The organism is Cryobacterium sp. Hb1 (assembly GCF_004403585.1).
Classification (GTDB): Bacteria; Actinomycetota; Actinomycetes; order Actinomycetales; family Microbacteriaceae; genus Cryobacterium; species Cryobacterium lyxosi.
Genome location: NZ_SOHI01000024.1, coordinates 21,227 through 45,276, shown reverse-complemented (window position 1 = coordinate 45,276; position 24,050 = coordinate 21,227). Strand labels below are relative to the sequence as shown.

General features: G+C 61.4%; 24 protein-coding genes and 4 pseudogenes. 12 read left to right on the top strand and 16 right to left on the bottom strand.

Annotated features, from left to right (window positions below; translation table 11 throughout):
* Positions 1–32 precede the first annotated feature (32 nt).
* From E3T38_RS17470 to E3T38_RS07660, 3 genes and pseudogenes are all read left to right on the top strand, one after another.
* Positions 33–494: pseudogene (locus E3T38_RS17470) on the top strand (EamA family transporter); the annotation flags it as partial.
* A 28-nt stretch (positions 495–522) separates the two neighbouring features.
* On the top strand, positions 523–918 hold the full coding sequence (locus tag E3T38_RS07665; protein ID WP_134547648.1) for a chorismate mutase: 396 nt from the start codon (positions 523–525) through the stop codon (positions 916–918).
* A 4-nt stretch (positions 919–922) separates the two neighbouring features.
* Positions 923–1,846: an SDR family NAD(P)-dependent oxidoreductase gene (locus tag E3T38_RS07660; protein WP_134547646.1), complete on the top strand. Its 924-nt coding sequence runs from the start codon at positions 923–925 to the stop codon at positions 1,844–1,846.
* 153 nt (positions 1,847–1,999) lie between these two features.
* Here E3T38_RS07660 and purL read toward each other — a convergent pair whose 3' ends face one another.
* The 5 genes and pseudogenes from purL to E3T38_RS07640 all read right to left on the bottom strand — a co-directional run.
* On the bottom strand, positions 2,000–4,306 hold the full coding sequence (gene purL / locus E3T38_RS07655; RefSeq protein WP_134547644.1) for a phosphoribosylformylglycinamidine synthase subunit PurL: 2,307 nt from the start codon (positions 4,304–4,306) through the stop codon (positions 2,000–2,002).
* A 288-nt stretch (positions 4,307–4,594) separates the two neighbouring features.
* Positions 4,595–5,407, bottom strand: coding sequence for an AAA family ATPase (locus tag E3T38_RS07650; protein WP_134547642.1), 813 nt, complete (start codon positions 5,405–5,407; stop codon positions 4,595–4,597).
* Positions 5,407–6,315, bottom strand: a pseudogene (locus E3T38_RS07645) (Mu transposase C-terminal domain-containing protein); the annotation flags it as partial. The gene E3T38_RS07650 and the pseudogene E3T38_RS07645, both read right to left, overlap by 1 nt.
* Positions 6,316–6,355: 40 nt before the next feature.
* A pseudogene (locus E3T38_RS17465) lies at positions 6,356–6,424 on the bottom strand (hypothetical protein); the annotation flags it as partial.
* A 7-nt stretch (positions 6,425–6,431) separates the two neighbouring features.
* A pseudogene (locus tag E3T38_RS07640) lies at positions 6,432–6,752 on the bottom strand (recombinase family protein); the annotation flags it as partial.
* A gap of 377 nt (positions 6,753–7,129) precedes the next feature.
* Here E3T38_RS07640 and E3T38_RS07635 point away from each other — a divergent pair.
* Positions 7,130–7,528, top strand: a complete 399-nt coding sequence (locus E3T38_RS07635; protein WP_134547638.1) for a hypothetical protein — start codon at positions 7,130–7,132, stop codon at positions 7,526–7,528.
* Between the two features lie 176 nt (positions 7,529–7,704).
* Positions 7,705–7,989 (top strand): hypothetical protein, encoded by a 285-nt coding sequence (locus E3T38_RS07630; RefSeq protein ID WP_134547636.1) that lies wholly within the window; start codon positions 7,705–7,707, stop codon positions 7,987–7,989.
* A gap of 554 nt (positions 7,990–8,543) precedes the next feature.
* Here the strand turns inward: E3T38_RS07630 and E3T38_RS17085 are convergent.
* From E3T38_RS17085 to E3T38_RS07610, 4 genes are all read right to left on the bottom strand, one after another.
* Positions 8,544–9,161: a hypothetical protein gene (locus tag E3T38_RS17085; RefSeq protein ID WP_241984361.1), complete on the bottom strand. Its 618-nt coding sequence runs from the start codon at positions 9,159–9,161 to the stop codon at positions 8,544–8,546.
* Between the two features lie 293 nt (positions 9,162–9,454).
* Positions 9,455–10,111, bottom strand: a complete 657-nt coding sequence (locus tag E3T38_RS07620) for a hypothetical protein (RefSeq protein ID WP_134547634.1) — start codon at positions 10,109–10,111, stop codon at positions 9,455–9,457.
* Positions 10,112–10,426: 315 nt separating this feature from the next.
* Entirely contained in the window at positions 10,427–11,020 is a 594-nt protein-coding gene (locus E3T38_RS07615; protein ID WP_134547632.1) for a hypothetical protein, read from the bottom strand.
* Complete coding sequence (locus tag E3T38_RS07610) at positions 11,017–11,229, bottom strand: hypothetical protein (RefSeq protein ID WP_134547630.1); 213 nt, start codon at positions 11,227–11,229, stop codon at positions 11,017–11,019. Before E3T38_RS07610 ends, E3T38_RS07615 begins: the two co-directional genes overlap by 4 nt.
* A gap of 203 nt (positions 11,230–11,432) precedes the next feature.
* Between E3T38_RS07610 and E3T38_RS07605 the strand changes: the two genes are divergently transcribed.
* Positions 11,433–11,684, top strand: coding sequence for a type II toxin-antitoxin system Phd/YefM family antitoxin (locus E3T38_RS07605; RefSeq protein WP_035878994.1), 252 nt, complete (start codon positions 11,433–11,435; stop codon positions 11,682–11,684).
* Complete coding sequence (locus E3T38_RS07600; RefSeq protein WP_134547628.1) at positions 11,681–11,953, top strand: Txe/YoeB family addiction module toxin; 273 nt, start codon at positions 11,681–11,683, stop codon at positions 11,951–11,953. The genes E3T38_RS07605 and E3T38_RS07600 overlap by 4 nt, the downstream gene beginning before the upstream one ends.
* A gap of 1,021 nt (positions 11,954–12,974) precedes the next feature.
* Here E3T38_RS07600 and E3T38_RS07595 read toward each other — a convergent pair.
* Positions 12,975–13,991, bottom strand: a complete 1,017-nt coding sequence (locus E3T38_RS07595; RefSeq protein WP_134547626.1) for a hypothetical protein — start codon at positions 13,989–13,991, stop codon at positions 12,975–12,977.
* Positions 13,992–14,269: 278 nt separating this feature from the next.
* The gene (locus E3T38_RS07590; RefSeq protein WP_166805468.1) at positions 14,270–15,007 is read right to left on the bottom strand and encodes an ATP-binding cassette domain-containing protein; all 738 of its coding nucleotides are present in this window, start codon (positions 15,005–15,007) and stop codon (positions 14,270–14,272) included.
* Positions 15,008–15,653: 646 nt separating this feature from the next.
* Between E3T38_RS07590 and E3T38_RS16695 the strand changes: the two genes are divergently transcribed.
* Positions 15,654–15,791 carry a hypothetical protein gene (locus E3T38_RS16695; protein WP_166805467.1) on the top strand — a complete coding sequence of 46 codons (138 nt, stop codon included), beginning with the start codon at positions 15,654–15,656 and terminating at the stop codon, positions 15,789–15,791.
* 35 nt (positions 15,792–15,826) lie between these two features.
* Here the strand turns inward: E3T38_RS16695 and E3T38_RS07585 are convergent, their stop codons facing one another.
* The 5 genes from E3T38_RS07585 to E3T38_RS07565 form a co-directional block, all read right to left on the bottom strand.
* The gene (locus tag E3T38_RS07585) at positions 15,827–16,174 is read right to left on the bottom strand and encodes a hypothetical protein (RefSeq protein ID WP_134547622.1); all 348 of its coding nucleotides are present in this window, start codon (positions 16,172–16,174) and stop codon (positions 15,827–15,829) included.
* 210 nt (positions 16,175–16,384) lie between these two features.
* Positions 16,385–17,107, bottom strand: coding sequence for an NAD(P)H-dependent oxidoreductase (locus E3T38_RS07580; RefSeq protein WP_134547620.1), 723 nt, complete (start codon positions 17,105–17,107; stop codon positions 16,385–16,387).
* A 78-nt stretch (positions 17,108–17,185) separates the two neighbouring features.
* Positions 17,186–17,521 carry a helix-turn-helix transcriptional regulator gene (locus E3T38_RS07575; protein ID WP_134547618.1) on the bottom strand — a complete coding sequence of 112 codons (336 nt, stop codon included), beginning with the start codon at positions 17,519–17,521 and terminating at the stop codon, positions 17,186–17,188.
* A gap of 333 nt (positions 17,522–17,854) precedes the next feature.
* Positions 17,855–18,400 (bottom strand): RNA polymerase sigma factor, encoded by a 546-nt coding sequence (locus E3T38_RS07570; RefSeq protein ID WP_134547616.1) that lies wholly within the window; start codon positions 18,398–18,400, stop codon positions 17,855–17,857.
* A complete protein-coding gene (locus E3T38_RS07565) occupies positions 18,397–18,981 on the bottom strand; it encodes a hypothetical protein (RefSeq protein WP_134547614.1) in 585 nt (194 codons plus the stop codon). The genes E3T38_RS07570 and E3T38_RS07565 overlap by 4 nt, the downstream gene beginning before the upstream one ends.
* A 564-nt stretch (positions 18,982–19,545) precedes the next feature.
* Here E3T38_RS07565 and E3T38_RS07560 point away from each other — a divergent pair.
* The 4 genes from E3T38_RS07560 (at position 19,546) to katG (ending at position 23,892) form a co-directional block, all read left to right on the top strand.
* Positions 19,546–20,187, top strand: a complete 642-nt coding sequence (locus E3T38_RS07560) for a hypothetical protein (RefSeq protein ID WP_134547612.1) — start codon at positions 19,546–19,548, stop codon at positions 20,185–20,187.
* Between the two features lie 120 nt (positions 20,188–20,307).
* Positions 20,308–20,565 carry a hypothetical protein gene (locus tag E3T38_RS07555; RefSeq protein WP_134547610.1) on the top strand — a complete coding sequence of 86 codons (258 nt, stop codon included), beginning with the start codon at positions 20,308–20,310 and terminating at the stop codon, positions 20,563–20,565.
* An 86-nt stretch (positions 20,566–20,651) separates the two neighbouring features.
* Positions 20,652–21,158, top strand: coding sequence for a GNAT family N-acetyltransferase (locus tag E3T38_RS07550; protein WP_241984359.1), 507 nt, complete (start codon positions 20,652–20,654; stop codon positions 21,156–21,158).
* 421 nt (positions 21,159–21,579) lie between these two features.
* Positions 21,580–23,892, top strand: coding sequence for a catalase/peroxidase HPI (katG, locus tag E3T38_RS07545; RefSeq protein WP_134547606.1), 2,313 nt, complete (start codon positions 21,580–21,582; stop codon positions 23,890–23,892).
* The last annotated feature ends 158 nt before the right edge of the window (positions 23,893–24,050 follow it).

Genomic DNA, 24,050 nt, shown 5'->3' with positions numbered 1-24,050 from the left:
ATTCCTCGCTCACGGGCGATCTCTGGGGCCAGCTTGCCTGCCTTGGCGCGGCCGTCTGCTACGGCTTCACCTTCGGCTACACCCGCCGCTTTCTGAGTGGGCGGCCGATCGCAGCATCGACGTTCGCTTTTCTGAACATCGGCATTGCCGGTGGCATCATGCTGCTTCTGACGCCGGCGCTGGCCTGGAGCCCGGTGGCGCTGACCGTGCCGATCGTGCTGTGCCTGTTCGCGCTCGGTGCGCTCGGCACCGGCCTGGCCTACATCTGGAACATCAACGTGTTGCGCGCCTGGGGTCCGACCAATGCGTCCACGGTGACCTATGTGACGCCCGTGGTCGGCGTGGCGCTGGGGGTACTCGTGCTCGCGGAAACATTCTCCTGGCACGAGCCGACCGGGGCGCTGTTGGTGCTGCTTGGCATACTCCTGACGCAGAAACGATTGCGGCTGCGGTCGTTCGGGGCGCGCAGCCGGGCGGCGGCGGCATCCGCTTGACCGCGGGGGCATGCATTATCGTAAAAGGATGGCCGTACACGAGGAATTACCCGCCGACGCCGACGCCGACGCCGACGCGGCTGCGACCCTGCAGCTGCACAGCATTCGCGAGAGCATCGACAACATTGACGCCGCGCTTATTCACCTGCTGGCCGAGCGGTTCAAGTTCACCCAGCAGGTCGGGCGGCTCAAGGCGGCCCATGGGCTGCCGGCCGCCGACCCGGCGCGTGAACTCATGCAGATCGACCGCCTGCGCGGCCTCGCCGAGGAAGCCCATCTCGACCCGGCCTTCGCCGAGAAGTTTCTCAACTTCATCATCGCCGAGGTGATCCACCACCACGTTCGAATCGCTGGCGGCGAGCCGGTGGAGCCGGGGCGCTCTGCCGGGGCGGAACCAGCATCGTCGCCGATTTCAGCGTCGTAGCCGGGTGAGCTGGAACCCGCGTTCGCTGCCAGACCAGTCCGGCAAAACCTTCGTCGTGACCGGCGCCAACGCCGGACTCGGTTACTTCACGAGCGAGCAGCTCGCCGGCACGGGTGCTCACGTTGTGCTTGCCTGCCGCAACCTCGCCAAAGCGGATGCCGCGGCGGCGGCCATCCGCGCCCGCGTCCCGGGAGCATCCGTTTCTGTGTTGCAGCTCGACGTGGCCGACCTACAGTCCGTTCGAAGCGTGAGCGAGACCTTGCGCGCGCTGCCGCGCCTCGACGGTCTGATTCTCAACGCCGGAATCGTGCATCCGTCCAGGGATCGCCAGGTGAGCCTCGATGGCAACGAGTTGATCTTCGCGACGAATTTTCTCGGGCACTTCGCGCTCACCGCCGGCAGCCTCATGGCGCTCCGCCGCACGCCCGGTAGTCGGGTGGTGTCGCTCGGGTCGTTGATCTCCCGGCTGATGGACTCCTCGCTCGACGACCTGCAGCTGGCGACCACGTACAACGGGTGGAAAGCCTACGCGCAGTCCAAGATTGCCATGCAGGTGTTCGGGTTTGAGCTCGACCGGCGCCTGCGGGCTAACGGTGCCGGAATGGTGCAGTCGTTGGTGGCGCATCCGGGATATTCCATCTCGGGGCTGACCCCTGGCATCCGTTCGATCAATGAGGTGTCGCGCGGCAAACGGGTGATCGACGGCCTGCAAACCGTGATCGGAGCCCAGGGCAAGCACCACGGCGCCTGGTCGACCGTGCGCGCGGCTATCGACCCAAATGCCCAGGGCGGCGACTACTTCGGCCCGCGCCTGCTCACCCGCGGCGCCCCGACTCGCCAGTCGGCCACCCGAACCTCCCGCGACCGCGCGGTGGCCGCCCGCCTCTGGGAGCGAGCCGAGACCCTGATCGCCGAACCGTTCCTCTAACCATTTCCATCTGCTCCACCTGCCTCTTGGCGCATAACTCCTGCAATTTGCGCGCCGACGGTGACAGTGCCGCATGTTTCCGGGACCGAACTTGGTGCGCTGCAGAAATTGCAGGAGTTATGCCCGGGTCGACGCCTCGAAAACCGGGGAGGGTTAGGCGAAGGCGGCGGGGAGAGTGGTGCGGTGTCGATTGTGCATCTCCGGCAGCGAGGCCGAGAAGACGTCCTGAATCTCGAGGGCGTGCAGCGTGGCGTCGGTCACGCCGATGCGCAGCACCGGAATGTAGCGACCGGCACACAGGCCGAGAAACTTCACGTCGTCTTCGCGCGGCACGCTTACGATGACGCGACCGGCCGACTCCGAGAACAGGGCAGTGGATGCATCCACCCCGTCCCGATCCAGAATGTCGCCGAGCCAGACCCGAGCGCCCACACCGAAACGCATCACGGCTTCGGCGAGGGCCTGGGCGAGCCCACCCTCGCTGAGGTCATGGGCGCTGTCGATGAGGGCTTCCTTCGACGCGGCGTGCAGCAGTCCGGCGAGGGCCTTCTCCCGGCCGAGATCCACGACCGGCGGACGACCACCGAGGTGGTTGTGCACGACACCGGCCCAGGCCGAGCCGTCGAGTTCGAGGCGGGTGTCACCGAGCAAGTAGATGTTGTGCCCGTCGTCCTGCCAGCCGCTCGGGATGCGGCGTGCGACGTTGTCGATCACGCCGAGCACGGCCACGACCGGGGTGGGGTGAATCGGCTGGTCGCCGGTCTGGTTGTAGAACGAGACGTTGCCGCCGGTGACGGGAATCTCGAGCTCCAGGCATCCGTCGGCGAGGGCCGTGACGGCCTCACGGAACTGCCACATGACCTCGGGGTTCTCGGGGGAGCCAAAATTGAGGCAGTCGCTGACGCCGGCCGGGATCGCGCCGGTCGTGGCGACGTTGCGATAGGCCTCGGCAAGGGCGAGTTGCGCGCCGCGGTACGGGTCGAGCTGGCAGTAACGGCCGTTCGCGTCGGTGGCGATCGCGAAACCGAGTCCGCTTTCTTCGTCGACGCGGATCATGCCGCCGTCGTCGGGAAAAGCCAGCGCCGTGTTGCCCTGCACGTAGTGGTCGTACTGGTCGGTGATCCAGCTCGGGTCGGCGAGGTTGGGCGAGCCGAGCAGATCGAGAAACTGCTCGCGCAGGGTCTCGCCGTCGAGCGCGCGCGGCAGCACGGAGGCAGTGTCGGCCTGCAGGGCGTCGATCCAGGTCGGGTAGGCGAGCGGACGCTCGTAGACCGGGCCGTCCACGGCAACGGTGCGCGGCAGAACGTTGACGATTTCTTCGCCGTGCCAGTTGATGATCAACCGGCCGGTATCGGTGACCTCGCCGAGAACGCTGGTCTCGACGTCCCACTTCTTGGTGACGGCGAGAAAGCCCTCGAGCTTTTCGGGCGTGACGATCGCCATCATGCGCTCCTGGCTCTCGCTCATGAGAATCTCTTCGGCGGTGAGCGTGGGGTCGCGCAGCAGCACCTTCTCGAGTTCGATGAACATGCCACCGTCGCCGTTCGAGGCGAGTTCGCTGGTCGCGCACGAGATGCCCGCCGCCCCGAGGTCCTGGATTCCCTCGACGAGCTTGCCCGCAAACAGTTCGAGGCAGCACTCGATGAGCACCTTCTCGGCGAACGGGTCGCCGACCTGCACCGCGGGGCGCTTGGTGGGCCCGCCGGCGCTGAACGTGTCCGAGGCAAGAATGGATGCCCCGCCGATGCCGTCGCCGCCGGTGCGGGCTCCAAACAACACGACCTGGTTGCCAACGCCGCGAGCGTTGGCGAGGTGCAGGTCTTCGTGGCGCAGCACGCCAACCGAGAGAGCGTTGACGAGCGGGTTGCCCTGGTAGACCCGGTCGAACACGGTTTCGCCGCCGATGTTCGGCAGGCCGAGGCAGTTGCCGTAGAAGCTGATGCCCGAGACCACGCCGTGTACGACGCGGGCGGTATCGGGGTCGTTGATGTCGCCGAAGCGCAGGGCATCCATCACGGCAACCGGGCGGGCGCCCATCGAGATGATGTCGCGCACAATGCCGCCGACGCCGGTCGCGGCGCCCTGGAACGGTTCGATGTATGAAGGGTGGTTGTGCGATTCGATCTTGAACGTGACCGCCCAGCCTTCGCCGACGTCGAGAACACCGGCATTTTCGCCCATGCCGACCATGAGGTTTTTCTTCATGGCGGGGGTGACTTTATCGCCGAACTGGCGCAGGTACATCTTGGAGCTTTTATAGGAGCAGTGCTCGCTCCACATCACCGAGTACATTGCCAGCTCGCCCGACGTTGGGCGGCGGCCCAAAATTTCGCGGATCTTCGCGTACTCGTCGGCTTTGAGTCCGAGCGCCCCGTAGGGCTGCTCCTTTTCGGGCGTCGCAATAGCGTTGGAAACGGTGTCAGCGACGCCGCGGGAAGAGGTTTTGGAAACAGCGGTCACGTGTGGAATTCTCCCCGAGATAGCGGATGCTTGACCCGGCAAGTCTACCGGTCGCCCCGACCCCGCCTGCAGGCAGTGAATTGGCGTGTGTATTTGAGTGAATGAGGTCGTGGTGTCGCCGACACACTGGCTGCCGCGGTAACCCGTGAACTCGGCGGCGCGGAAAAGTTCAGTGATTCGGAAGCGTTTTTTGGGCGGTGAGGTCGCGGTTGTGTGCAATACGCGTGCGTAGCCCTCTGTTGTGACTGTTAGCGCTTCTTGGCGGTGTTCTGTGATCGCTTCGTGTCGCTAGTTGCCGATGACGAGGATGCTGGCTGCGGCTTCGACGACGTCGTCGGTGATGGTGTCGAGCTGGTTGATCTTGAGTACCCGGTTGATTTGGGGGAAGAGTCTTTCGAGGAGGCGGAAGTTGCCGCGGGTGATGCGTTCGATGGCGGCGATTGCTTGCGCGTCGGTGAAGTCGTCAGGGTCGAGAGTCCTGCCCAGTCGCTTCCAATGGCGGTCGAGAACGAAGAGGAGCTCGTCGCGTCCGAGGGTGCGGTAATGGTGTGAGAACCCGAGCCGGCTGTAGAGCTGGGGGTAGTGACGAAATCGTTCGTCGATGCCGGGCATGCCGATCAAGATCATCGCAAGGTGGGTGCGGTCGTGTTTGTCGCGGAGCGGTTCCAGGGCGGTGGGAGTGAGCCGTTCGGCTTCGTCGATGATCAGCAGCTCCACAAAACGAGTGACGTCTTTCTGCTTTGCAGCCGCGGCCCCGGGGCTCAGGGAGCGGAGGCGCTCATCGGCGCAGATCCCGACTTTGATCTGCCAGTGCATGATCTCGTTCATCAGCGATTTAGGACTGCAGAGCACTTCGGGTGTGTAGAAGACGGTTCGGGATCGGTTCGCCAGAGCGTAGTGCGGAGCGTCTTGGTCGCCGCGCGGTCCCCAATCATTGATGTAGGCCTCGAGGGCGTCCCAGTTCGCGTAGCGGCGGGCGGAGTTGGTTTTACCGACGCCAGCGGCCCCGTGGCAAATCCCGATGGTCTTCTCCTTCCGGACGGCGTTGGCGAATTCGGTGAAGCGCCGGTGTTCCTTGGTGACGATGAATGCTTGGTTCATCACTCGTCCTCTTCGTAGGTGCGCAGCCGCGGCCGCCGCTTCGCCGGTCCGGGGGTGCGCGGTTCCTCGCGGGTAGCAATGGTTGGGATGCGATCGTTGATGGCGCGACGCAGCTGCTTGCGGCGGGCGCGGCGGGCCGTTTCGATGTCGCGAAGGCTGAGTCGGAGGTTGGGGTGGGCTTCGTCGATGGCGGTGCAGATGAACGTGTCACGGTCGTAAACGCGGATCTCGGAGATGTCGCGTGGATCGTACCGGATCGTGATGGTGTGCCCAACGAAAGGAGCAAGAGTCGGGGCGAGGTAACGCTGGCCTTGGAAGTGGATGCCATCACGTTGCACCACCCGGCTCTTCGGAACAGTAAGGAGCAGCCCGTCGAGTTCTTCGAGACTCTCTGGCATTCGGGGTAGCCAACCGTCGCCAACCCAGGCGTCCCGCGGCGGGATCCCCAACTCGCTATGGACTCTGTCGTTGTAGGTGCCGATAAATTCACCGATCGCGCGATCGAGCCCTGCCAGGTCGAGAACTGGTTGTGGTGTCCGGCTGCCGGGTCCGAGATGTCCGGGGAGGGTGCTGAGGAGTTCGGTGTTGATAGTGCCGAAAAACCGTTCGATCTTGCCCCGCCCCTGGGGTCGTCCGACGGTCGAGTGGATGATCCTGACGTGCAGGGCAATGGCGGTCCGCTCGAGGTGGTGGCTGATGAAGTCGGAGCCGTGGTCGACGTGCAGGATGTCCGGGATACCGCACATCGCCCACGCCGGGTCAGTTTTTCGCCAGATCGCCTGCCGAAGGGCCAGAGCAGTGTTGATTGCTGAGGGGGCACCGGTGAAGACCATGTACCCGCAGATCGCGCGGGAGTAGTCGTCCATCACTGTGGTCAGCCACGGCCGGTCGGGTTTCCCATCGGCGCCAGCGTTGCAGTGTCCGAGCGGAGATCCCGATCTCTCGGGCGAGGACAGCGAGCGGGATCTGGTCTTCGACATGCAGCCGAAGAACATGCCACCGCTCGGCTGCGTCCACGAGTCACCTACACGGTCGCGCTCTCGCGAGCCGCGAAGGCCTGCTGGTGGCGGTACAAAGTGGCCCGGCTCCACCCGACGAGTTTCGCCGCGTCCTCAGCGGTCCGTCCCTTCGCTCGAGCTTCGGAAACAAGCTTGAGCTTGTCGGCGACTACGACGGGGTCCGACAGGGGCCGCCCGAACCTGGTGCCGCCTTTCCGCGCTGCCGTGATCCCGGCGTTCACGCGTTCCGTGATCAGCTCACGTTCGTACTCGGCCAATGTGGCGAGCATGTTCAGCATCAGCCGGCCCGAGGTCGTCGACGGGTCGATGCCGTCCGAGATGCTCTTGGGACGGCGCATAGCCTGAGAGAAAGCTGAGTGTCGCTCGCTCAACATATACAGTTTTTCAGAGGCGCAGTATCTATCGCGTACACACAAAATGGGGGTATGAAATGAAAACTTATGGTCGTTCAACGTCTTTTTGATCGACGGCACTTTGCGTGGCAGGCGCAGTAGCTTTCGCCACGCTGGCAGCACCCGCGAGTGCTTTCGCAAGCACCACCGACCAGTCTGACGCATCGTCCACTGTGATTGCTGAATCACTAGCGAACGTCGGAAACACTAACCCCGCCCTGCTTCACGATTCCGTAGCAACTGGCACTGGCACCACTCAGCTGGGCAGCGGCGAAGTATCTGTGCCGTCCGCCCTTTCCGATGGCGTCACGATGACCGGCGAGGACGGCGATCTCTTCACGATCCAGCTACCCAATGCGTCCGCGGCAGGGGCACCGGTCACACTTCCAGACGGCACTGTGACGTATCCCGGGGAGTCGAGTGCGAATTCGATTGTGGTTAGCGACCTCGGTGTGCAGATGCTCACCACCATTGTCGGTGCGGACGCACCTACCGATTACTCGTACGAGGTAACGCTCGACGAGGGCCAAACGCTCGCGCTGGTGGATGACGGAGCAGCAATCCTCAATCCTGACGGCAGCACGGCAGTGATTGTGGGCGACGCATGGGCCGTGGATGCCGACGGCGCCAACGTTTCGACAAGCTACGCCGTAGAGGGATCGACACTGACACAGAGTGTCGACCACACCGCGGCAGAAAACGTCGCGTAGCCGGTCGTTGCCGACCCGGTGTGGTTTGCACCGGCAGTAATCAGGTGCCTTCGTGGCATTGGGCTGAATGCACCGCAGATTTCCAACATCATTGCATCGGGCTCAACAGGGTCCCTCGGCGGGGCTTTTGCGAAAGCCGCTCTCGCCTGCATCAAGGGAAAGTAAGGAGCTGACCTATGTTCAATCGTGAATCTACGGAAGAGCTACAAGCGAAGCTCGCCTCGGCGAACGCTGCCGTGGCAGCCCACCCGCTCGCGTCGGATCGGGTCACTCGCGCCCATGCCATCATCGAGTCCACTGACAGCGACGACAAGGAGTTGGTGAACAAGAAGTTGGCCGAGGAGGATCTTCCTGACCTGGCTGAGATCGGTTTGCTCACCATGCGCCATTCAGTCAGTTGGTGGAAGGTGAATCGGGAACGAAACAAGATCGTCGAGAAGCTTGAAAAGCTCGAGGCCTGATTCCTATGTAAGAGTTCGCCGGTCCTGAGCAGCGCGCTCGGGGCGGAAAAAGCGATAGCCCCGTAATGCGGCGGCTCTCAGGAGTTGTAACACCACGAGGGATGGCCAGCCGAAAAGCGGCAGGTCCTGAAACGCCCGGTTGAGTGACCTCAGCCGGGTGTTTTTGTGACCGCCCTGCCGCCAAGCTGTAACCATCACGCGCGCAAGACGCTGACTGCGTTCTGAGCCAGCGCCGGCAACCGGGTTGGTGCGCCAAAGAGCGATCACAGAACGCCGCCACATAACGCCGAAAGTCACAGCCCTCTGTATCCGGCCGTGCTTCTGAAGTGCACCGTATGTCCCCCCTTCACCGGGCATTTTCTCGGGCGGGGCATACGGGAATGGAGCGGCCTCGATACGCTGCGGATCATCGTTGGCGTTCCGTGCGTGTTCGATTGTCCCGCTCAGCGTCCGGCTTACGGGCATCAGACCGCGTGGATGATCACGGCCGACGCAGAGTTCGTACCGAAGACAGCTACACCTCATGGGTGCGTTGCTTCCTTCCCTCCGCCCGGTCAGTGCAGCGGCGATGTCGAACCGCTGACGGAGATGGTGTTGCCCCCGCGCTCGCCCCTGAATCGGTACTCGCCCCAGCGGATCGATTGCGACTGCTCGTGCTCGACTGCGGCCCAATCCCATCCGGTAATAGCAGGCGAGTCGGCGCCGCATTGGGGCGGGTAGGACTCCATGATCGTCGTGCAGAACACCGGTCCGTCTCCGTCATCGAGCACCATGCCGGCGAACGATTCCTCGGCGGGGCCGCTCAACGCGATCAGCAGCGCGAGGATCGCGAGCGCGAGGGCGACCGGTGTCATCGCATACCGCTCCGGTTTGGACCGGGAGATCGCATTCATCATCACGCCGAGGGTGAGGTATCCAAAGACCACCCAGATCCCCACTTGCGAGAACTCGTTCGGAAACACGTCAGCGACACCCGCCCGGTCGAGGGCGAGCAGGGCGATGAACCCGTAGATCAGGATGGAGACGCCGGCGGCGATCCGATACCCGAGCGGCAGCACGCCGGGATGCTGCCCGCCCCACGCGAATCGTCCCCACGGCGCACCGAAGGCGAGGGAAAGCTGGAAGAGAACCAGCAGTCCAATCAGAGTGACGAAGGCGATGGCGGCGATCACGGATGCAAGCATACGGGGCGCGCAGGTCAACCCACCCTCGCCGGCAGGGAGCACCTCTGCCGCGCTGTGCTTGGGTGCGCTGCCAATATGCACGCAACTGATCAACCGAAGGGACCCCAGCAGAGCCGAGATCGATCAGCTAACTAATGCGTGGCGAGAAGAGGGCGCCCACTCTATGGCGGTGCGATTGAGCACTACGCTGACGCGATCATCGTCCCACAGTTGTCACCAGCGTTCGTCCCGGTGAGCGTTCCCTCATCGGGAACGGACCCAGAGCCAGCGATCGCAGGGAGCTAAGAGGCCCACTCTTCGGAGACGATCTGCATCGATGCTGTCGCACGGTATGCCTCGATGTCATCGGCGGCGAGAATATCAGTGATCAGCTCTTCGGTTCCTGAGATATAGACGCTCGCGCCGTAGAGGTCGTTCCCGACTGCCCACACACCGTCTGCGGGCATCCACCACTGAGCACTTCTGCCGTTGGCCATCCCATCGAAGGGCTCCGCGCCATCGGCGAGGTCGCCGGCGAGAATGAGCACTTCACGATCGGGCAGGATCGTGATGCTTGCCGTGTCTCGTAAGTCATCGCGCATGCCGGTGTACCCTTCCCAGACGAGGAAGAAACACTCGGTGGGTGCGGAGGTGTGTGCTCGGAGAAGCCGGGCGAGCGTTGCGGCCACGGTGGGTTCGATGGTCCCGATTGTGGGATTTACTTCCCGCTCGCCGTCGTTGAGGTCGGTCCACTTTGTAGTTGCGTCCACCTCGGACTGCTCCGCAGCAAAGGTCCACCAGGCGAGGGGTTGATTGTCATCGTCGTGCATGGGATTCATCACACGCGCATATGAAACGTGCCCACGAGGCAGGTAGCCACCCACGGTCATCGATCCACCCTGGAGAGAGGGCAGCTCAGCGATGACGAGCGGGACGAGGCCAATCGGATGCAATGCCATCTCCGCACCCTATCGAGTAATCGAGGTCAGCCCGATGACGATCTGTCGGGATAGAAGTCTACCTTGCGGGTCGCTCCAAGCCATCGCGGCTGGGCTATCCCCGACGGCTTAGGGAAATGCAAAGGAACAGACTCGGTGCAACCTCTCCTCCGTCCCTTTGGTCACGAACTGCCGCGTTGCCCATAGCGAGACTCGTCAGTCCACCAAAGGTGCGAAGACGGAAGTCGTCTCGTCCCGTTGGGGGTTCCCCATGCGGGCAGAGGACGACCGGCGCCGAGATCGCGGCCAGGTACTCACCTTGGAACCGAAGTTCGGCTAGGCGGTTGGATCAGCGGGCGCACCGTCTGCTTCAATGGGCTTTCCCGTGGGACGAGCGTAGTAGGCCCATGGAAACCACATTGTTCCTATTCGACGCCATCCTTCACCCTCTAATCGGTGTCGGCTGGATTCGAATGCCGCGACTCGGAGGTGTTCCCATTGCTCATTAGATTGGATGACGTCGTGGAAGTACATTCCGTAGCTAATTGAATGCCACCCCGCGCGTCCAGCTTCGGCTAGCGCGTCCATCTCGTCAAACGCCGTCAAGGGATAGAGTCGACGTTTCTCGTCAGAAGAATGAACGTCGGTACTGTCGAGAACCCGCCCGAATCTCTGCTGGGCTGCTTGCCGACTCATGCCAAGTTGCTGCCCGATGCGCTCCCAGCTCACGCTCGCCTGACGAGCGGATGCGACTGCAAACTGCAAAAGCTGAGCTATTTCCTCAGCGCTCCGGGATGTCAGATCAATGAGGTCAAGATAGGAGTCGGGCTCGTGTTCAAGGCGCCCCGCCAGAGTTGGGTCGACTGACGCAATTGCGTCTGACAGGGCGCGGCGCAGGCCGTCGTCGGTCTGCTCGGGTTCTTCACTCACTGGTCGCGGGGTGGCTTGGCGCGTGCGATCACTACTGCAAGGGAAGCCCCCACTGCGCCGAGCAGCAACGCGGCGACGAAGAGCAATATGACCTTGATCACAATGGAAGCAACGAGAAGCGTGGAAAGGGCGATGCCAACGGAAGCAAGCGCGATAAATGTAGCGGTGAATGCTGCCCGAGATTTTAGGGCCGGATTGTCGTGAACCATGTGTCAATCATAGATTGACTGGCGCATTTGTCAACCTTGGATTGACATGCGGCGCGCATCGGTTGCAATCCGCGTGCTTTCCGACGCCATCGTAAATTGCCTTGACCCGCTGTCCCGCAAGGGGTTCCCCATTCGGGAACGGAGCACTTCCCTCACCGCATCCTTCAGTGGTACGCTATCAAGTACTACTCAGGGAGGCAATCATGTCGGCGATCACCGCGACGGAAGCACGCAAGAGCCTGTTCGGGCTCATTCAGCAGGTCAACGACGACCACATCGCAGTCGAGGTCGTATCCCGGCACGGAAACGCTGTCATCCTCTCAAAGGAGGACTATGACGCGATGACCGAGACGGCGTACCTGCTGCGGAGCCCCGCCAATGCCGAGCGGTTGCTCACGGCGATTGAGCGGGCCCGGCGTGGCGAGTTCGAGCAGCACGATCTCTTCGACGCTTGAGTCGAACGATCGCCTTCGACCCGAATGGGTGGGAGGACTACGTCTACTGGCAGACTCAGGACCGTAAGACTCTCAAGCGAATCAACCAGCTGATTACCGACGCACTGCGCGATCCGTTCGCTGGCATCGGCAAACCCGAGGCCCTCAAGCACATCCTCTCCGGCGCGTGGTCCCGCCGCATCGACGACACGAACCGCTTGGTCTATTACGTCACGGACGACCACATCGTCATCCTGCAAGCCCGCGAACATTACAAACCCGAGGTCTAGCTCAGTTCCCATAGGGGTTCGGCTTACGGGCATCTCAGCTCAGGCGTCGACTCGGTTGCCTTCACGCGATTCGGTGCCCGGTCGAGGTCCCCCTTACAGGAATGTGTCCTACAGTTATTCAACGTCGACGGGCTTGAGGTCGTCGAGGTCGTTGCCGGCCTCGAGTGATGGAAAGCCTCGCGACATCTGACGTTGCTGCCGCCGCAGCTGGTCCACCGCGGACCGACTGCCGGAAGCGAGACTTATAGTCTTGACGCAGCGGCAGGCACCGGTCTCACCTCCCAACTTGGTTGTGGCTGAGCAACCGAGCGAGTTGGGGACCGTTCTAAAGAAGAGCGTCGTAAAAAATATATATATGAAAGTGTTCGTGGCATCAGGAGCTGAGCACGGGGCGAAATGGAAGTCTTATGCGCCACGGTCAGCTTGCGAGTTGGGGTCCCCTTGGTAGGAATGTGACATGAAGGATGCTCCCTAAGACGAAAAGGGCAGTGGCAACGAGCCACGATGTTGGCTCAGGGGAACCTGAATAGGCAAATCCCCAAACCTCGAACCCGGTAACTTGAATCGGGTTGAGGGTCATGGGGGCAGCTATGGCAAGGACAGCGGACAGGCCCGCTAGCCGCCTATCGATAAATTGAGCGGCGACTAATCCGAGCCCGAGCATTCCAAGGAAAGCTCGAACGGGTGCGGCCCACCCAATAGTTCCAGAATCGCCCATCACCGCGCAGGCCAGGACGAGCACGCCAAGCGGTGGGGTTGTGACGATTAGGAGGGACAACAGGCGCATTGGAAATAGCGGACGTGCGGCCATCCGTTCGAGGGGGTGGAACGCTGAGTCGGTGCTGTAGAGAATCGCTGCAACAGCCGCGAACTGAGCTGGTACGCCAAGAGGTACGGCTTCGAAGAAGCCGGGATAAGTGATCTTGAACGCCCTCGCACCCCAAAGCGGTAATGACGCTTCGAGGGCGGTGGCGAATAGGACGCAAGCCAGAAGAGCGCGGCTCCTGAGGAACAGCCGCATCTAGAACTCGAAGTCTGCGTAGCCCCACGAACAGGTTCGGATGTTCTGTGGGTGCTCTTTGACCCATGCGCGTGCTTCGTCGGGAGACAGCGAGAACAAAGCCGACAGCGCTTCGCCTACGCGCGGGTCGCTGTCAACGGAGACATTCGAGCCAAAAGCGCGCCTATCCATGAACCACGACTGGACGATCAGATGGCCCTGCAGCCAGAAGTCTCCGGACTGATCATTAGGAGTGCATGCGGAAACATCGTTAAACCCTGCCTCGATGGAGCTTGAAACGATGTCGGCCGCTCTCGGGTTCAGGTCGAGACGGAAGAACGTTTTGCTGGGTGCTTCGGGGTCGTAGGCGGGATCGAGGTCCTGTTGAAGTGAGGTGAAGGCGAGGTCGCTTGTCGAGGTGAGGTCCGAAATTCGCGCCCAGGTGCTGGTGAGCTGATCGAGGACAGGCGTGTACGTGCTCAAAACAGTGACCGATACCCCGTTCTTCTTTTCCGTTGTCCATTCCAGCTCAGCGTCGGCCTGCGCCCTCCACTCCTGGCCGTTGCTCGAAGCAACCAGAGCGCCACCGGTGACGAGCGGAACTATGGCGAGGATCCCGATCAACCCGATCGTCACCGCGCTTCGTGTCCTGTCGCGACTCATTGCGACCGCGATTAGCAGTAGGACGCTGGCCAGTGCGACAAGGCATTGGCCAGCAAACGCAGATGAATCAGGGAGCTGACCATTGGCCGCAATGTAGCCATGCAGGGGGTTGAGCGCCAACAACCAACGCGTTCCATTTCCAAAGAGCTCAATTGCATATAGGGCTAGTGGAATGAGCACAGCGAAAGGAATGGACCACCACTGCCGCGTGATCTCAGCGACTACGAAACCGACCGTGATGAACAAAACGTTCGCTGCAACGGCCAAAGTGAGACTAAATATCTCAGCCGACCCGTCTAGATGACCTATGATTCCCGCTCGTATAAGGAGCGACAGGAAGATCACGATCGTGAGGGCAATCACCCACAGCACCATGGCGATGAACTGTGGTGCGCGTATGGAGGCGAGGCTGAGAGATGCCGTACTTTCTGACACCGTCAGGTTTCTACGTGCGGATCTGAACGACTCCCACGCCCCAAATCCGGCAAGGAATGGAGCAAGGAAATGTGTTGTCTGCAGGAGCGCTTCGGAGATGTTCTGCCAACTCGCTACCTGAGTCCATGAACTCGTGACACCGACCCCTATGGCGAGGATGGCCAGGGCCGGAGCTACGAATCGAAACGATGAATGTCGAAGCTCAAGCTTGAGTTGCCTCATTGGTCTGCCGCCCGATTCCCAGCGATCACGCTTGTGTAGCCCCGCTCAAGCGCTGAATCGCCGGGGGCATTTGGCAGTTCCTGACCCTCGAGCTCTGGAACAGTTCCGTCGAACAAGTTCTTACCTGCGTCAAGGACGAGCACTCGAGAGGCGAGTGCTCGCACGTCCTCGATAAGGTGGGAGCTGAGAATAACGCAACGTTCGGCTTGAATCGATCGAATAAGTTCGCGAAAGCTGATCCGCTGCTCGGGATCGAGGCCCGAGGTTGGTTCGTCGAGAATCAGCAGGTCGGGCGAATGAACGATTGCCTGAGCGATTCCGGCCCGCCGCCTCATTCCGCCAGATAACTTTCCAACTCTTGTGTTGCACGCCGAGCCGAGACCCACTTGCTCGATGGCGTCACGCGCGGCGATGGGGATATGTTTTCGCGGAAGTCGTTTGAGCCATGCGCCATACATGACGAATTCTTCGACAGTGAAGCTCGGTACATAGCCAAAGTCCTGGGGCAGAAACCCAATTCGGCTGAGCAAGTCGTACTTCGGCCCAGCCGAGCGAAGGTCGGTGCCAAGAACTTCCAGAGTCCCGGCACCGACCTTCTGAATCCCCACGAGAGTCCTCAGCAGCGTGGACTTTCCTGCACCGTTGCGACCAACGATGGCGACAACGCCCCCGTCCAGTTCCAGGTTAAAGTTCTGGATTTGCGGGGAGGAGGTACCGTTGTATTGGACCGTCAAGTCCTTAGCGCTGAGGACGACAACCACTAGAGGGGGCAGTCCGTGGAGAGAGTTCTGGAATTGCCGCTATTTATCTCGGCGCCACCTGACATCGACACCTCGTCAAAATAGACATGCCCCGAGTTGTCGTCGCAGCCCTGGGCACTGATGGAATAGATAGTGCTAGCGCGTGAGTCGCTGTTCGTGGCGATTACCGGATGCCACCACCCCTCGCTCCGGTGGACTTCGATAAAGACCGTCCGATTCGGAGATCCGGAACAGGACACGTACCCACGTCCGTAAATTTGCCCTGATCCGGCCTTGTAGGGCGTGTAAGAGGTGGCTGTACATCCATAGCTGGATGTACCACTCGCATCAGCGAACGCCGCGGTCGCGCCTACAACGCTGCCACCGATGGACAGCGTCGCTGCCACTGCTAATGTCACTAAAGTTTTTACGCGCATTTATTTACCCCGATCATATTAATTGCCGTTGGCGAATTCTCACTCGAATGTGCATTCGCTATTTGGAGGGTAACTTGCGATTGAAGCGACGTCAAAATTCCTAAATCAAACAAGTTATGCGAGGGTATTCGCGTCTCAAACAAATGAGGGTCATTGCCCGGGCTTCCAGCGTTAAAGAACATTGTTTGCGTATTACGACTCGGGTGAGTGAACAGATTTCGTCGTCAACGCAAATCGAACGCCCCTCTGACTTCGCGAGTCTGAGCTACGTGGAATATCCCGGTACGAATTGGAAGGACGCTGTGCGCTTGGAACTCAAGGCGGCAGGGCTCACCTTCTAGGTTGTCGCTCTGAAATCCGTGCAAATTGCATCCCGCTACCTCACGTAGCTTGCGTTTCCATCCCATTCACCTTCGACCGCTCCCAAAGCCAGGCCTTCCCGCGTCCCGTGCAGGATGTAGAGAGCGCAGCCGCGCAGCCGCCATATAGCGGTGACGATTTCGAGTATCAGGGCAACCATGTCGTCAAACGACACCGCTGCACCATGAATAGACCCCTGTCGATATTGGTTGACTTTGCGATATCCGTGAATCGCGCTATCAGCTAGCCAGCGCAAGACCTGGTCCTCCTGTTGCCCGCCTCCCTCAAGAGGCCCCGAAACAGACGCCCGAAAATTCCATTCGGCATCGCCCGCATCGCGCAAGAGCGCCCAGTGCTGGTTCACGAACTGACGCCCGCCATATACCGCTGTCAGAACAACGCCATTTCACAGACCAGGTACTCGGCACACACAATGACGAAGCCGTCCCGCAGAGGGTTCCCCTTACGGAACTATTGCAAAGGACTTCTCGCATCGTGACCCCAAGCTTCTTTCGCTCAAGGATGCCAATTCACGTCGCTCCGAAGATTTCGGGTCATGCAATTTGGCGTTCCTCTAAGGATTTTGAGGTGGGACCGGTGTGGTGAGCGGTAGCGCGGCTCGTGTGGCAATCCGTTCGAACGCGTCATGAATTGCGGAGAGCGCGGCTTTACGATTATCGGCGTCGAGATGAGCTGGCCCGTACGTGACGATCGGTTCCAGAACGTCGTAGCCGACGAAGCGAAGCATCCCGAAATGTATGTGGAATAGGTGCGTGTCGAGGACGCCAAATCGGCTGCCCTCACCGAACGAGTCTGGCGAACCTCCGGTAGTTATGAGCAAGACTGCTTTGTGACCTGCAAGGGCAGCCTGGTCGAAGAGTCCGTGATCGCCTCCGAAAACGGCTCCCATGACAAACACTCGGTCAATCCACCCCTTGAGAATCGCGGGGAGGGAGAACCACCAGAGGGGGAACGACAGTACGAGGAGATCGGCATCTAGTAGCGCGTCGAGGTCTGCACGAACTTCAGGCGCGAGAGTTCCAGCGTTTGCTGCGGCCATTTGTTCGGCCTGCGGTTTGAAATATGTCGAGGCCGACGGGAACTCTGAGTGATCAAGCACGGGTGACCAGCCGTTCTCGTACAAATATATTGTTTTGACGTCGTAGCCCTGGTCCTGCAGGGATGACCTGGCAGACCGCATCTGCGCATTACTAAACGAATTAGGTTCGGGATGAGCGTGCACTATCAAAGCTGTTGGTTTCGCCGTGTGCTCGGCTGCGTCCGGAGGTAAGTTCATCTGCACATCGTATCGTCATATCGAATAATACCGATATGATGAGTGTCACAAGTAAGAGGTAATCAACTTTCCCGGGCGTTAAAGGTCTCGTCCCAAGGAATTCACGAGCTTTTCAATGTGCGATTCATCCCGACGGTAGTGCGTCCACTTGCCGATCCGGGTTGACGTGACGAGACCGGCTCGTTCGAGTACCGCCATGTAGGCCGAGATGGTGGACTGTGCCAGCCCGGCTTTCGCCTGAATATGACTCACGCACACGCCAACCTCAACGCGGTCAGCGATCGGCTCGTAGTCAGCGAAATTGACCTCAGGATTCTTCAGCCATTGAAGTATTCGGAGTCGAATCGGATTGCCCAGGGCCTTGAAAACCTCAACTAAGTTTTCATCTGGAGTGGTACCCGGATCCGACTGCATATACTTCCGTCCAACGTGTCGACATTCCTCGATATCTCGCTCTGAGCATACATATTCATCATGAGATTTCTCCGGCAAATACCGAACGGTTTTATCGCAATGAAAATGCCATCGCAGTCGAAAAGAATCGCCTCCGTCGTTGCAGCTCTAAAAAGCTTCCAATGGCTCTGGCAAAGAGCACCAAAACATCACACTGACCACTTTTCGCCGACGCGCCATTTGTCCCGCAAGGGGTTCCCTTTGCGGGCATCGTCTGGCGGTGTTGGCGGTGTCGGCGCTGAAGGGGCAGCATACCGCCGTGGATAAGTAGAAGTCCTGCTGGCATTTGGCGAGCTATCGAACGGATAAACACGGAACGTGTGCGAGGTTCGCTGGCTCGGGCCGTGCCGTTGACAGTAGCGCTCGTAGCTGCGCCTTGGCTTTTGTCATCCTCGATCTGACGGTTGAGGGGTTGATGCCGAGGATGGCTGCTGCCTCGTGTGATTTAAAGCCGTCCCAGTAGATCAGTCGGACTAATCCACTTTCACCGGCGGAAAGTGATGCGATCGCGTCTCGGAGCTCAACGACCTTGTCTTCGGGCTGGGGTGCCGGAGTGGTTCGCAGTTCGTCGGCGAATCTCTGCACCGCGGCCGAGTGGCGTGCAGAGTTGCGTCGGGTGCTTCGCAACACATTGTGAGCGATGCCGAATAGCCACATGCGTGCTTCTGTCGCGTCTGTCGGCATTTTGCGATGGAGTTTCCATGCCGTGATGAGTAGCTCACCATATGCTTCGGCGGCGTCAGCCGGGTTCGAGATCCTGCGCAAGAAGTAGCGGAATAGGTCGCCTTCGCTGTCTTTTATAGCAATCTTAAAGCGAGCTTGACAGTCCGCAGTGCTCACAAGCCGCACCCTTCCGCAGCCATGTTGAAGCCGACGAGATTGGGGTCGTAACCCTTTGCCTCCAGGTGCTCCCACGTCAAGTTCGAGGCCACCCGCCACACAGCCATCTGCTTGGCCTGCGCATCGCTCATGGTGATCGGATTTACATCGCCACTCTCATCGTGGGCGTTGAGATACGACTGGCGGTTTTCGGCTTCCATCTGCGCGGTGTCCAACGTTTCAAGATCGAGAGCGCCCACGAACGTTCGTGTTTCACGCGCGATGTCTGAGTCCTCGTCTACGCCATCCAAGAAGCTGACGGTGAATCCTGCGAAGCAGATCTCGGCACCATTGGAGACTGAGAAGACATTGTCCGCGACCCAACCCCAGGGCGTTTCCATGCCGCCGGCAGCCATCGCTGCTGACCCTCCACCGAGAAGCAACACCGAAGCTGCGACGCCGGCGGTCCACGCCTGCAAACGACGTGCACGGCGCGGCTTTGCTTCAGCGAGGATCCGCTCACGATGCCCGGTCAAGCCTGTGGGCAGCAGCGGCTGGGGTGCCGTCTCTCGGAGCAAGAGTTCGAGTTCAGTGTTGTCCATGGTGCGCCCTCCGATAAGTACATTCACTCAGTACATGACCGCTGGCACCCGTTTTGTCCACGTGTCCTCAAGAATAGGTCAGGAGACAGTAACGCCAGTCATAGATACCGCGAGGTCTTTTCCAGGACTCGGAACCGCTTTGCGGGCTGAGGATCCGAGCCCTTCGGCTTTGGACTGCTTTAGCCGAAGAACGCCCGTAAGGGGTTCCCCATACGGATCGACTGTTCGCGTGTCCTGGTCGCCGTCCCCCTTGCGGGCGGGGGCCGCGGTACCGTCGATGACATGATTACCACCGCTTGACTTCGCCTTCGGCGTGCACGCCGTGCTGATGTGGGCCATCCCCCACGCAACAACATCCGGCCGACTTGTGGTTTGATCAACAACGTGCGCCATTCCGTTTCGAACCGACACCGTCCGAGCACCGTCGTATGGTTGTCCCTCGCGGTGTGCGGCACGCTCACTGGTTGCGCGGGAGCAGTCCCGGCGTTGGACGCGGTGTCACAAGTGTCGGCGCGCAAGGCAGTCGCTGACGTCTCTCGGGGTCTCTACCGTGAGGGGACGGACGTGATCGATGACTATGCCCGCTGGGCTGACACCGACACCGAGAAATCGTCCGTGGTCGAGTTGATCGGCTACGAACCATATCCCGGCGCGATCCACGGCGAACCAGTTGGAGCGCTGCAGTTTCGTGCGACGATGCAGCCCACCCCGAACGAAGGGCCGCACGTCGCTTGCTTTGAGTCGCAGTTTGATTTCTGGGGCGTCGCGACCGAGGAGCCCGGCGAATGGAGCGACGACACAGCGGTCGCCCACGACATCGCTTGCCCGCCGGACGCAAAGCGCATCCCCCCTCCGGTCGACACCCGCTTGGTTGACGTTGTTCCCGACGGAGCGGAGGCTCTCGTCGTCGAGGTGCTGACAAACGCGCCGTCCGCGGCATCCGCTGATGACATAGTCGCCGAGATCGTCAAGCGGATGCCGCAGCCGACCGGTGAGCGTGAGGTCGCGTTCGATCCCGAGGCGACGGTAGTCGACGGCGACATCGGCTTCGCGATGGGCGATGGGGACGACTGCCTGCTCGTGAAACGAGACGTCGTCGGCGTGCAGGTGTTGCAGGTGCCCAAGATTCTGCTTCAGCCCGGAGAGCTCGGGTGCGCAGCCGGCACGGCGCTCCAGCCGGGCGACCAGCTACGGTCCCCCCACTGACCCAGAATCTGGGCGCTCGGCAATCGGCCCGATTGGCCGCGGATCCGTCGCGCAGGGGGTCCGGCTTGCGGGCGGTCGCATGAGCGACACGCAAATTTCTCCGAGCGTATGCTTGGCTGCATGGATTCGATACCCCCGATCAGCAAGACGCGAAGCACCGTCATCATCCTGGCGGCCGCGGTCCTCGCTGTCGCTGGCCTGGCGCAAGTTTTACTTCGGATCGCTGAGGGGGAGGGCGAGCCGGGTGACATATTCGTGTTGGTACTCGGTGTTATTCAGTTCATCTGCGGGCTAGCGGCGTTCATCTATTACGGTCGTCCCCGCTATCTGCAAAAATTTGCGCTCGACAAGTCTCAGGATGACTCGCATGAAAGCTAGCGCGCGATCCGCCAAAAGCAACCCGTGAGGGTCCGGCTTACGGCACCCTTCGTCAAGCTACATTCGGAGTCATGTGGAGGACTTTTGTGCGACAGGCGACGGCCGACGACCTGGAGTTTCTTGAAGCGATCGAGAATGAAGCAGATGCGCTGTTCGCGACCGTGTTCTCGATAGTCGACTGGCGGCCTGCTCCTTCCTATACGACGCCCTCACTGCAGAGTGGCTTCATCCTCTTAGCCAGCGAAAATCCGGAATCGGACCCGATCGGGTTTGCCCATGTCCTCGAAGTCCCTGGCAGCAGTCATCTCGAGCAGCTGTCGGTCATGCCGTCGGCGGCACACCGCGGGTATGGGCGCGCGCTCGTCGAGGCAGTCAAGAGCGAATCACGACTGCGCGGATGCAAACGGGTTACCTTGCGAACGTTCACGGACGTTCCATGGAATGCGCCCTTCTACTTGAGCTGTGGTTTCATCGAGCGTGATCCCGATTCTGATTTTCTTCGTGATCTGTCAGCGGCAGAGCAACAGCGAGGACTTGGGTACGGCCGGCGTATTCAAATGAACTTCGACCTGACTGATGAGCTGCCCCGATAACCGTCCCCCCTAGGAGCCTCTGGCGGGGGTGCTCCCAGGTCACCGCGAGCGGAACACGCTTCGCGGAAATCAAGCTCTCGACAGCCCCCCTCCTCCGGCGTCGGTTTCACCGGGCTTCGCACCGCCCGCACCGCAGCAATCGGCGCAGGGCTTTATTTGGTGTGGCCGTCGTGCGCTCGGCCACCGCACCACCGCCGTCTAGAAGTCAGTCACTTTCTTGGCAGGCCACGCGCACCTTGCGGGAATACGATCTCTCTATCGGGCTTCCCGTCACGTCGGCAGCCCGCGACGCACCGCCTCACAGCAGCGTCGAAGCATCGCTGCACCACAGATTGACGCCGCTGCGATGCGGCGGCTAATCGTTAAATTGTGACCCCGACGACACCGTTTCTCATCCAGCCAAAGCACACAGGGAGCATCAATGGGCACTGACGACCAGACCAACACATGCAGTTTCCACATGAGCGGTGCGCTGCCAGCAGGTGGCGACCACCTCGGTGGCACCTTCGGTCAGTCGCCGACCCTGGACAGTTGGTACCCGCAGCGTCTCCGGGTTGAGCTTCTCCACCGGAACGGCGTAGACGCCGACCCGCTCGGCGCGGACTTCGACTACGCGGCGGCTTTCGCCACGATCGACCTCACGACGCTCAAGTCGGACATCAAGCGGCTGCTCACCACATCGGTCGACTGGTGGCCGGCGGACTACGGCAACTACGGTCCACAGATGATCCGAATGGCGTGGCATGCCGCCGGCACGTACCGAATTGCCGACGGCCGTGGCGGAGCGGGCACCGCGATGCAGCGGTTCGCACCAATCGGAAGCTGGTGGGACAACGGCAACACCGACAAATCACGACGACTCCTACAGCCGATCAAGCACCAGTACGGCAACGCTCTGTCGTGGGCCGACCTGATGGTCTTGACCGGCAACTGCTCCCTCGAGTTGATGGGCCTGCCGACGTACGGCTTCGGTGGTGGACGACTCGATGCGTGGGAACCGGACGACGGCACCTGGTGGGGCCCGGAGGTCTGGAACCCGCACGCGGTCGCGAGCCCTGACGAGATGGTGAGCCGCGACGAACGCTGGCATGGTCAGAACGGCGACGCGGGCTACGACTTGCAGAGCCCCCTGGCCGCGTCGCACCAGGCGCTCATCTACGTCAACCCTGAGGGGCCCTATTCGAACGGCGACCCGCTGGGCTCAGCACGCGACATTCGCATCACGTTCACGCGGATGGCGATGAACGACGAGGAAACGGTGGCATTGATCGCCGGTGGCCACGCGTTCGGTAAGAGCCACGGCCAGGTACCCGCATCCGACATCGGACCATCACCCGAGAAAGCCCCGATCGAGTCGATGGGGCTCGGTTGGCACAACCCGGTGGGTACCGGCAGTGCCGAGCACACTTCGACCAACGGCATCGAGGGCAGCTGGTCTCCGAACCCTACACAGTGGGACAACACCTACCTCGAAAACCTGTTCGCGTACGACTACGAGCAGACGAAAAGCCCGGCCGGCGCGCTGCAGTGGACACCGACTGACTCGGAGGCGCCGAAGACTCCGGACGCCCACGTACCCGGTCAGATGAACCCGCTCATGATGATGACCTCGGACCTCGCACTCAAGGTCGACCCGGAGTATCGGGCCATATGCGAGCGTTTCCTGGCCGACTTCGATCTGTTCACCCTCGCGTTCTCGAAGGCCTGGTACAAGCTCACGCACCGCGACATGGGGCCGAAGCACCGGTACCTCGGCCCGGAGGTCACCATCGCCGACGACCTGCTCTGGCAGGACCCGCTCCCGGACGCAGCAGGATCCTCACTCGACGAGGCCGACGTGGCAGCGCTCAAGGAAGCCGTCCTCGCGACCGGGCTGTCCGTGTCCGACCTCGTCTACACGGCGTTCTCCGCCGCCTCGACCTACCGCGACAGCGACAAGCGCGGAGGGGCGAACGGTGCCCGCCTGGCCTTGTCGCCGCAGAAAGACTGGGCGGTCAACCGACGCACCGTCCCAGTCATCGACGCGCTCCGGAACGTGCAGGCGGCTTTCACGGCGACGTCGGGCGGACGGACGGTGTCTCTCGCCGACCTCATCGTCCTCGCCGGCAGCGCCGCCGTGGAGCAGGCGGCACGGGCGGCAGGATCTGACGCCAGCGTGCCGTTTACGCCAGGCCGTGTCGACACGACGCAGGAGTTGACCGACATCGAGATGTTCGAGTGGCTGCGACCCATTGCGGACGGGTTCCGCAACTTCGTGTCCGAGCGCTTCGAAGAGTTTGCTCCGGGCGTCGCGCCCGAGGCGGCATTCCTCGACAAGGCGAACCTGTTCACTCTCACCGCACCGGAGTGGACCGTCCTGCACGCCGGGCTCCGCGTGCTCGGCAGCAACTGGGACGAGTCCGACGTGGGTGTGCTCACGGATCACGTCGGAGCCCTGACGACCGACTTCCTCGTGAATCTGACCGACACTGACCTCATCTGGACGAAGGACGACGAGACCGCGATGACCTTCACTGGTCGGGTTCAGGCGACCGGCGAGGCTCGCTGGAGGGCCTCCCGGAATGACCTGGTATTCGGCTCGAATGCGCAACTGCGGTCGATCGCCGACGCCTACGCGGGCAGCGACGGGCAAGAGCGGTTCGTCCGCGAATTCATCCGCGTCTGGTCGAAGGTCATGATGCTCGACCGCTACGACGTCAAAGGCCACAAGCGTTACGGGGCGATGGCCGCCTGACCCTCCAAGCCGTCGAGGCCTTGACCGAACGACGCTTGAGGCCGCGAGCCGAACGTTGCACGGATTGATCAGGCTGGGGACGGCCAAGGAACCTCCGCGGGCAGCACGTGGTCGACCACACTCGCACCTCGACGGCCTGCGAGGGTGGACGGGCCGCT

Bases quoted from the DNA above. Each gene is read 5' to 3' on its own strand.
- E3T38_RS07665 (WP_134547648.1), top strand. From the start codon at position 523: ATGGCCGTACACGAGGAATTACCCGCCGACGCCGACGCCGACGCCGAC.
- E3T38_RS07650 (WP_134547642.1), bottom strand. From the start codon at position 5,407: ATGAACCAAGCATTCATCGTCACCAAGGAACACCGGCGCTTCACCGAA.
- E3T38_RS07635 (WP_134547638.1), top strand. From the start codon at position 7,130: ATGACCGGCGAGGACGGCGATCTCTTCACGATCCAGCTACCCAATGCG.
- E3T38_RS07630 (WP_134547636.1), top strand. From the start codon at position 7,705: ATGTTCAATCGTGAATCTACGGAAGAGCTACAAGCGAAGCTCGCCTCG.
- E3T38_RS07620 (WP_134547634.1), bottom strand. From the start codon at position 10,111: ATGGCATTGCATCCGATTGGCCTCGTCCCGCTCGTCATCGCTGAGCTG.
- E3T38_RS07610 (WP_134547630.1), bottom strand. From the start codon at position 11,229: ATGGTTCACGACAATCCGGCCCTAAAATCTCGGGCAGCATTCACCGCT.
- E3T38_RS07605 (WP_035878994.1), top strand. From the start codon at position 11,433: ATGTCGGCGATCACCGCGACGGAAGCACGCAAGAGCCTGTTCGGGCTC.
- E3T38_RS07595 (WP_134547626.1), bottom strand. From the start codon at position 13,991: ATGGTGCTGTGGGTGATTGCCCTCACGATCGTGATCTTCCTGTCGCTC.
- E3T38_RS07580 (WP_134547620.1), bottom strand. From the start codon at position 17,107: ATGAACTTACCTCCGGACGCAGCCGAGCACACGGCGAAACCAACAGCT.
- E3T38_RS07575 (WP_134547618.1), bottom strand. From the start codon at position 17,521: ATGCAGTCGGATCCGGGTACCACTCCAGATGAAAACTTAGTTGAGGTT.
- E3T38_RS07565 (WP_134547614.1), bottom strand. From the start codon at position 18,981: ATGGACAACACTGAACTCGAACTCTTGCTCCGAGAGACGGCACCCCAG.
- E3T38_RS07555 (WP_134547610.1), top strand. From the start codon at position 20,308: ATGGATTCGATACCCCCGATCAGCAAGACGCGAAGCACCGTCATCATC.
- katG (WP_134547606.1), top strand. From the start codon at position 21,580: ATGGGCACTGACGACCAGACCAACACATGCAGTTTCCACATGAGCGGT.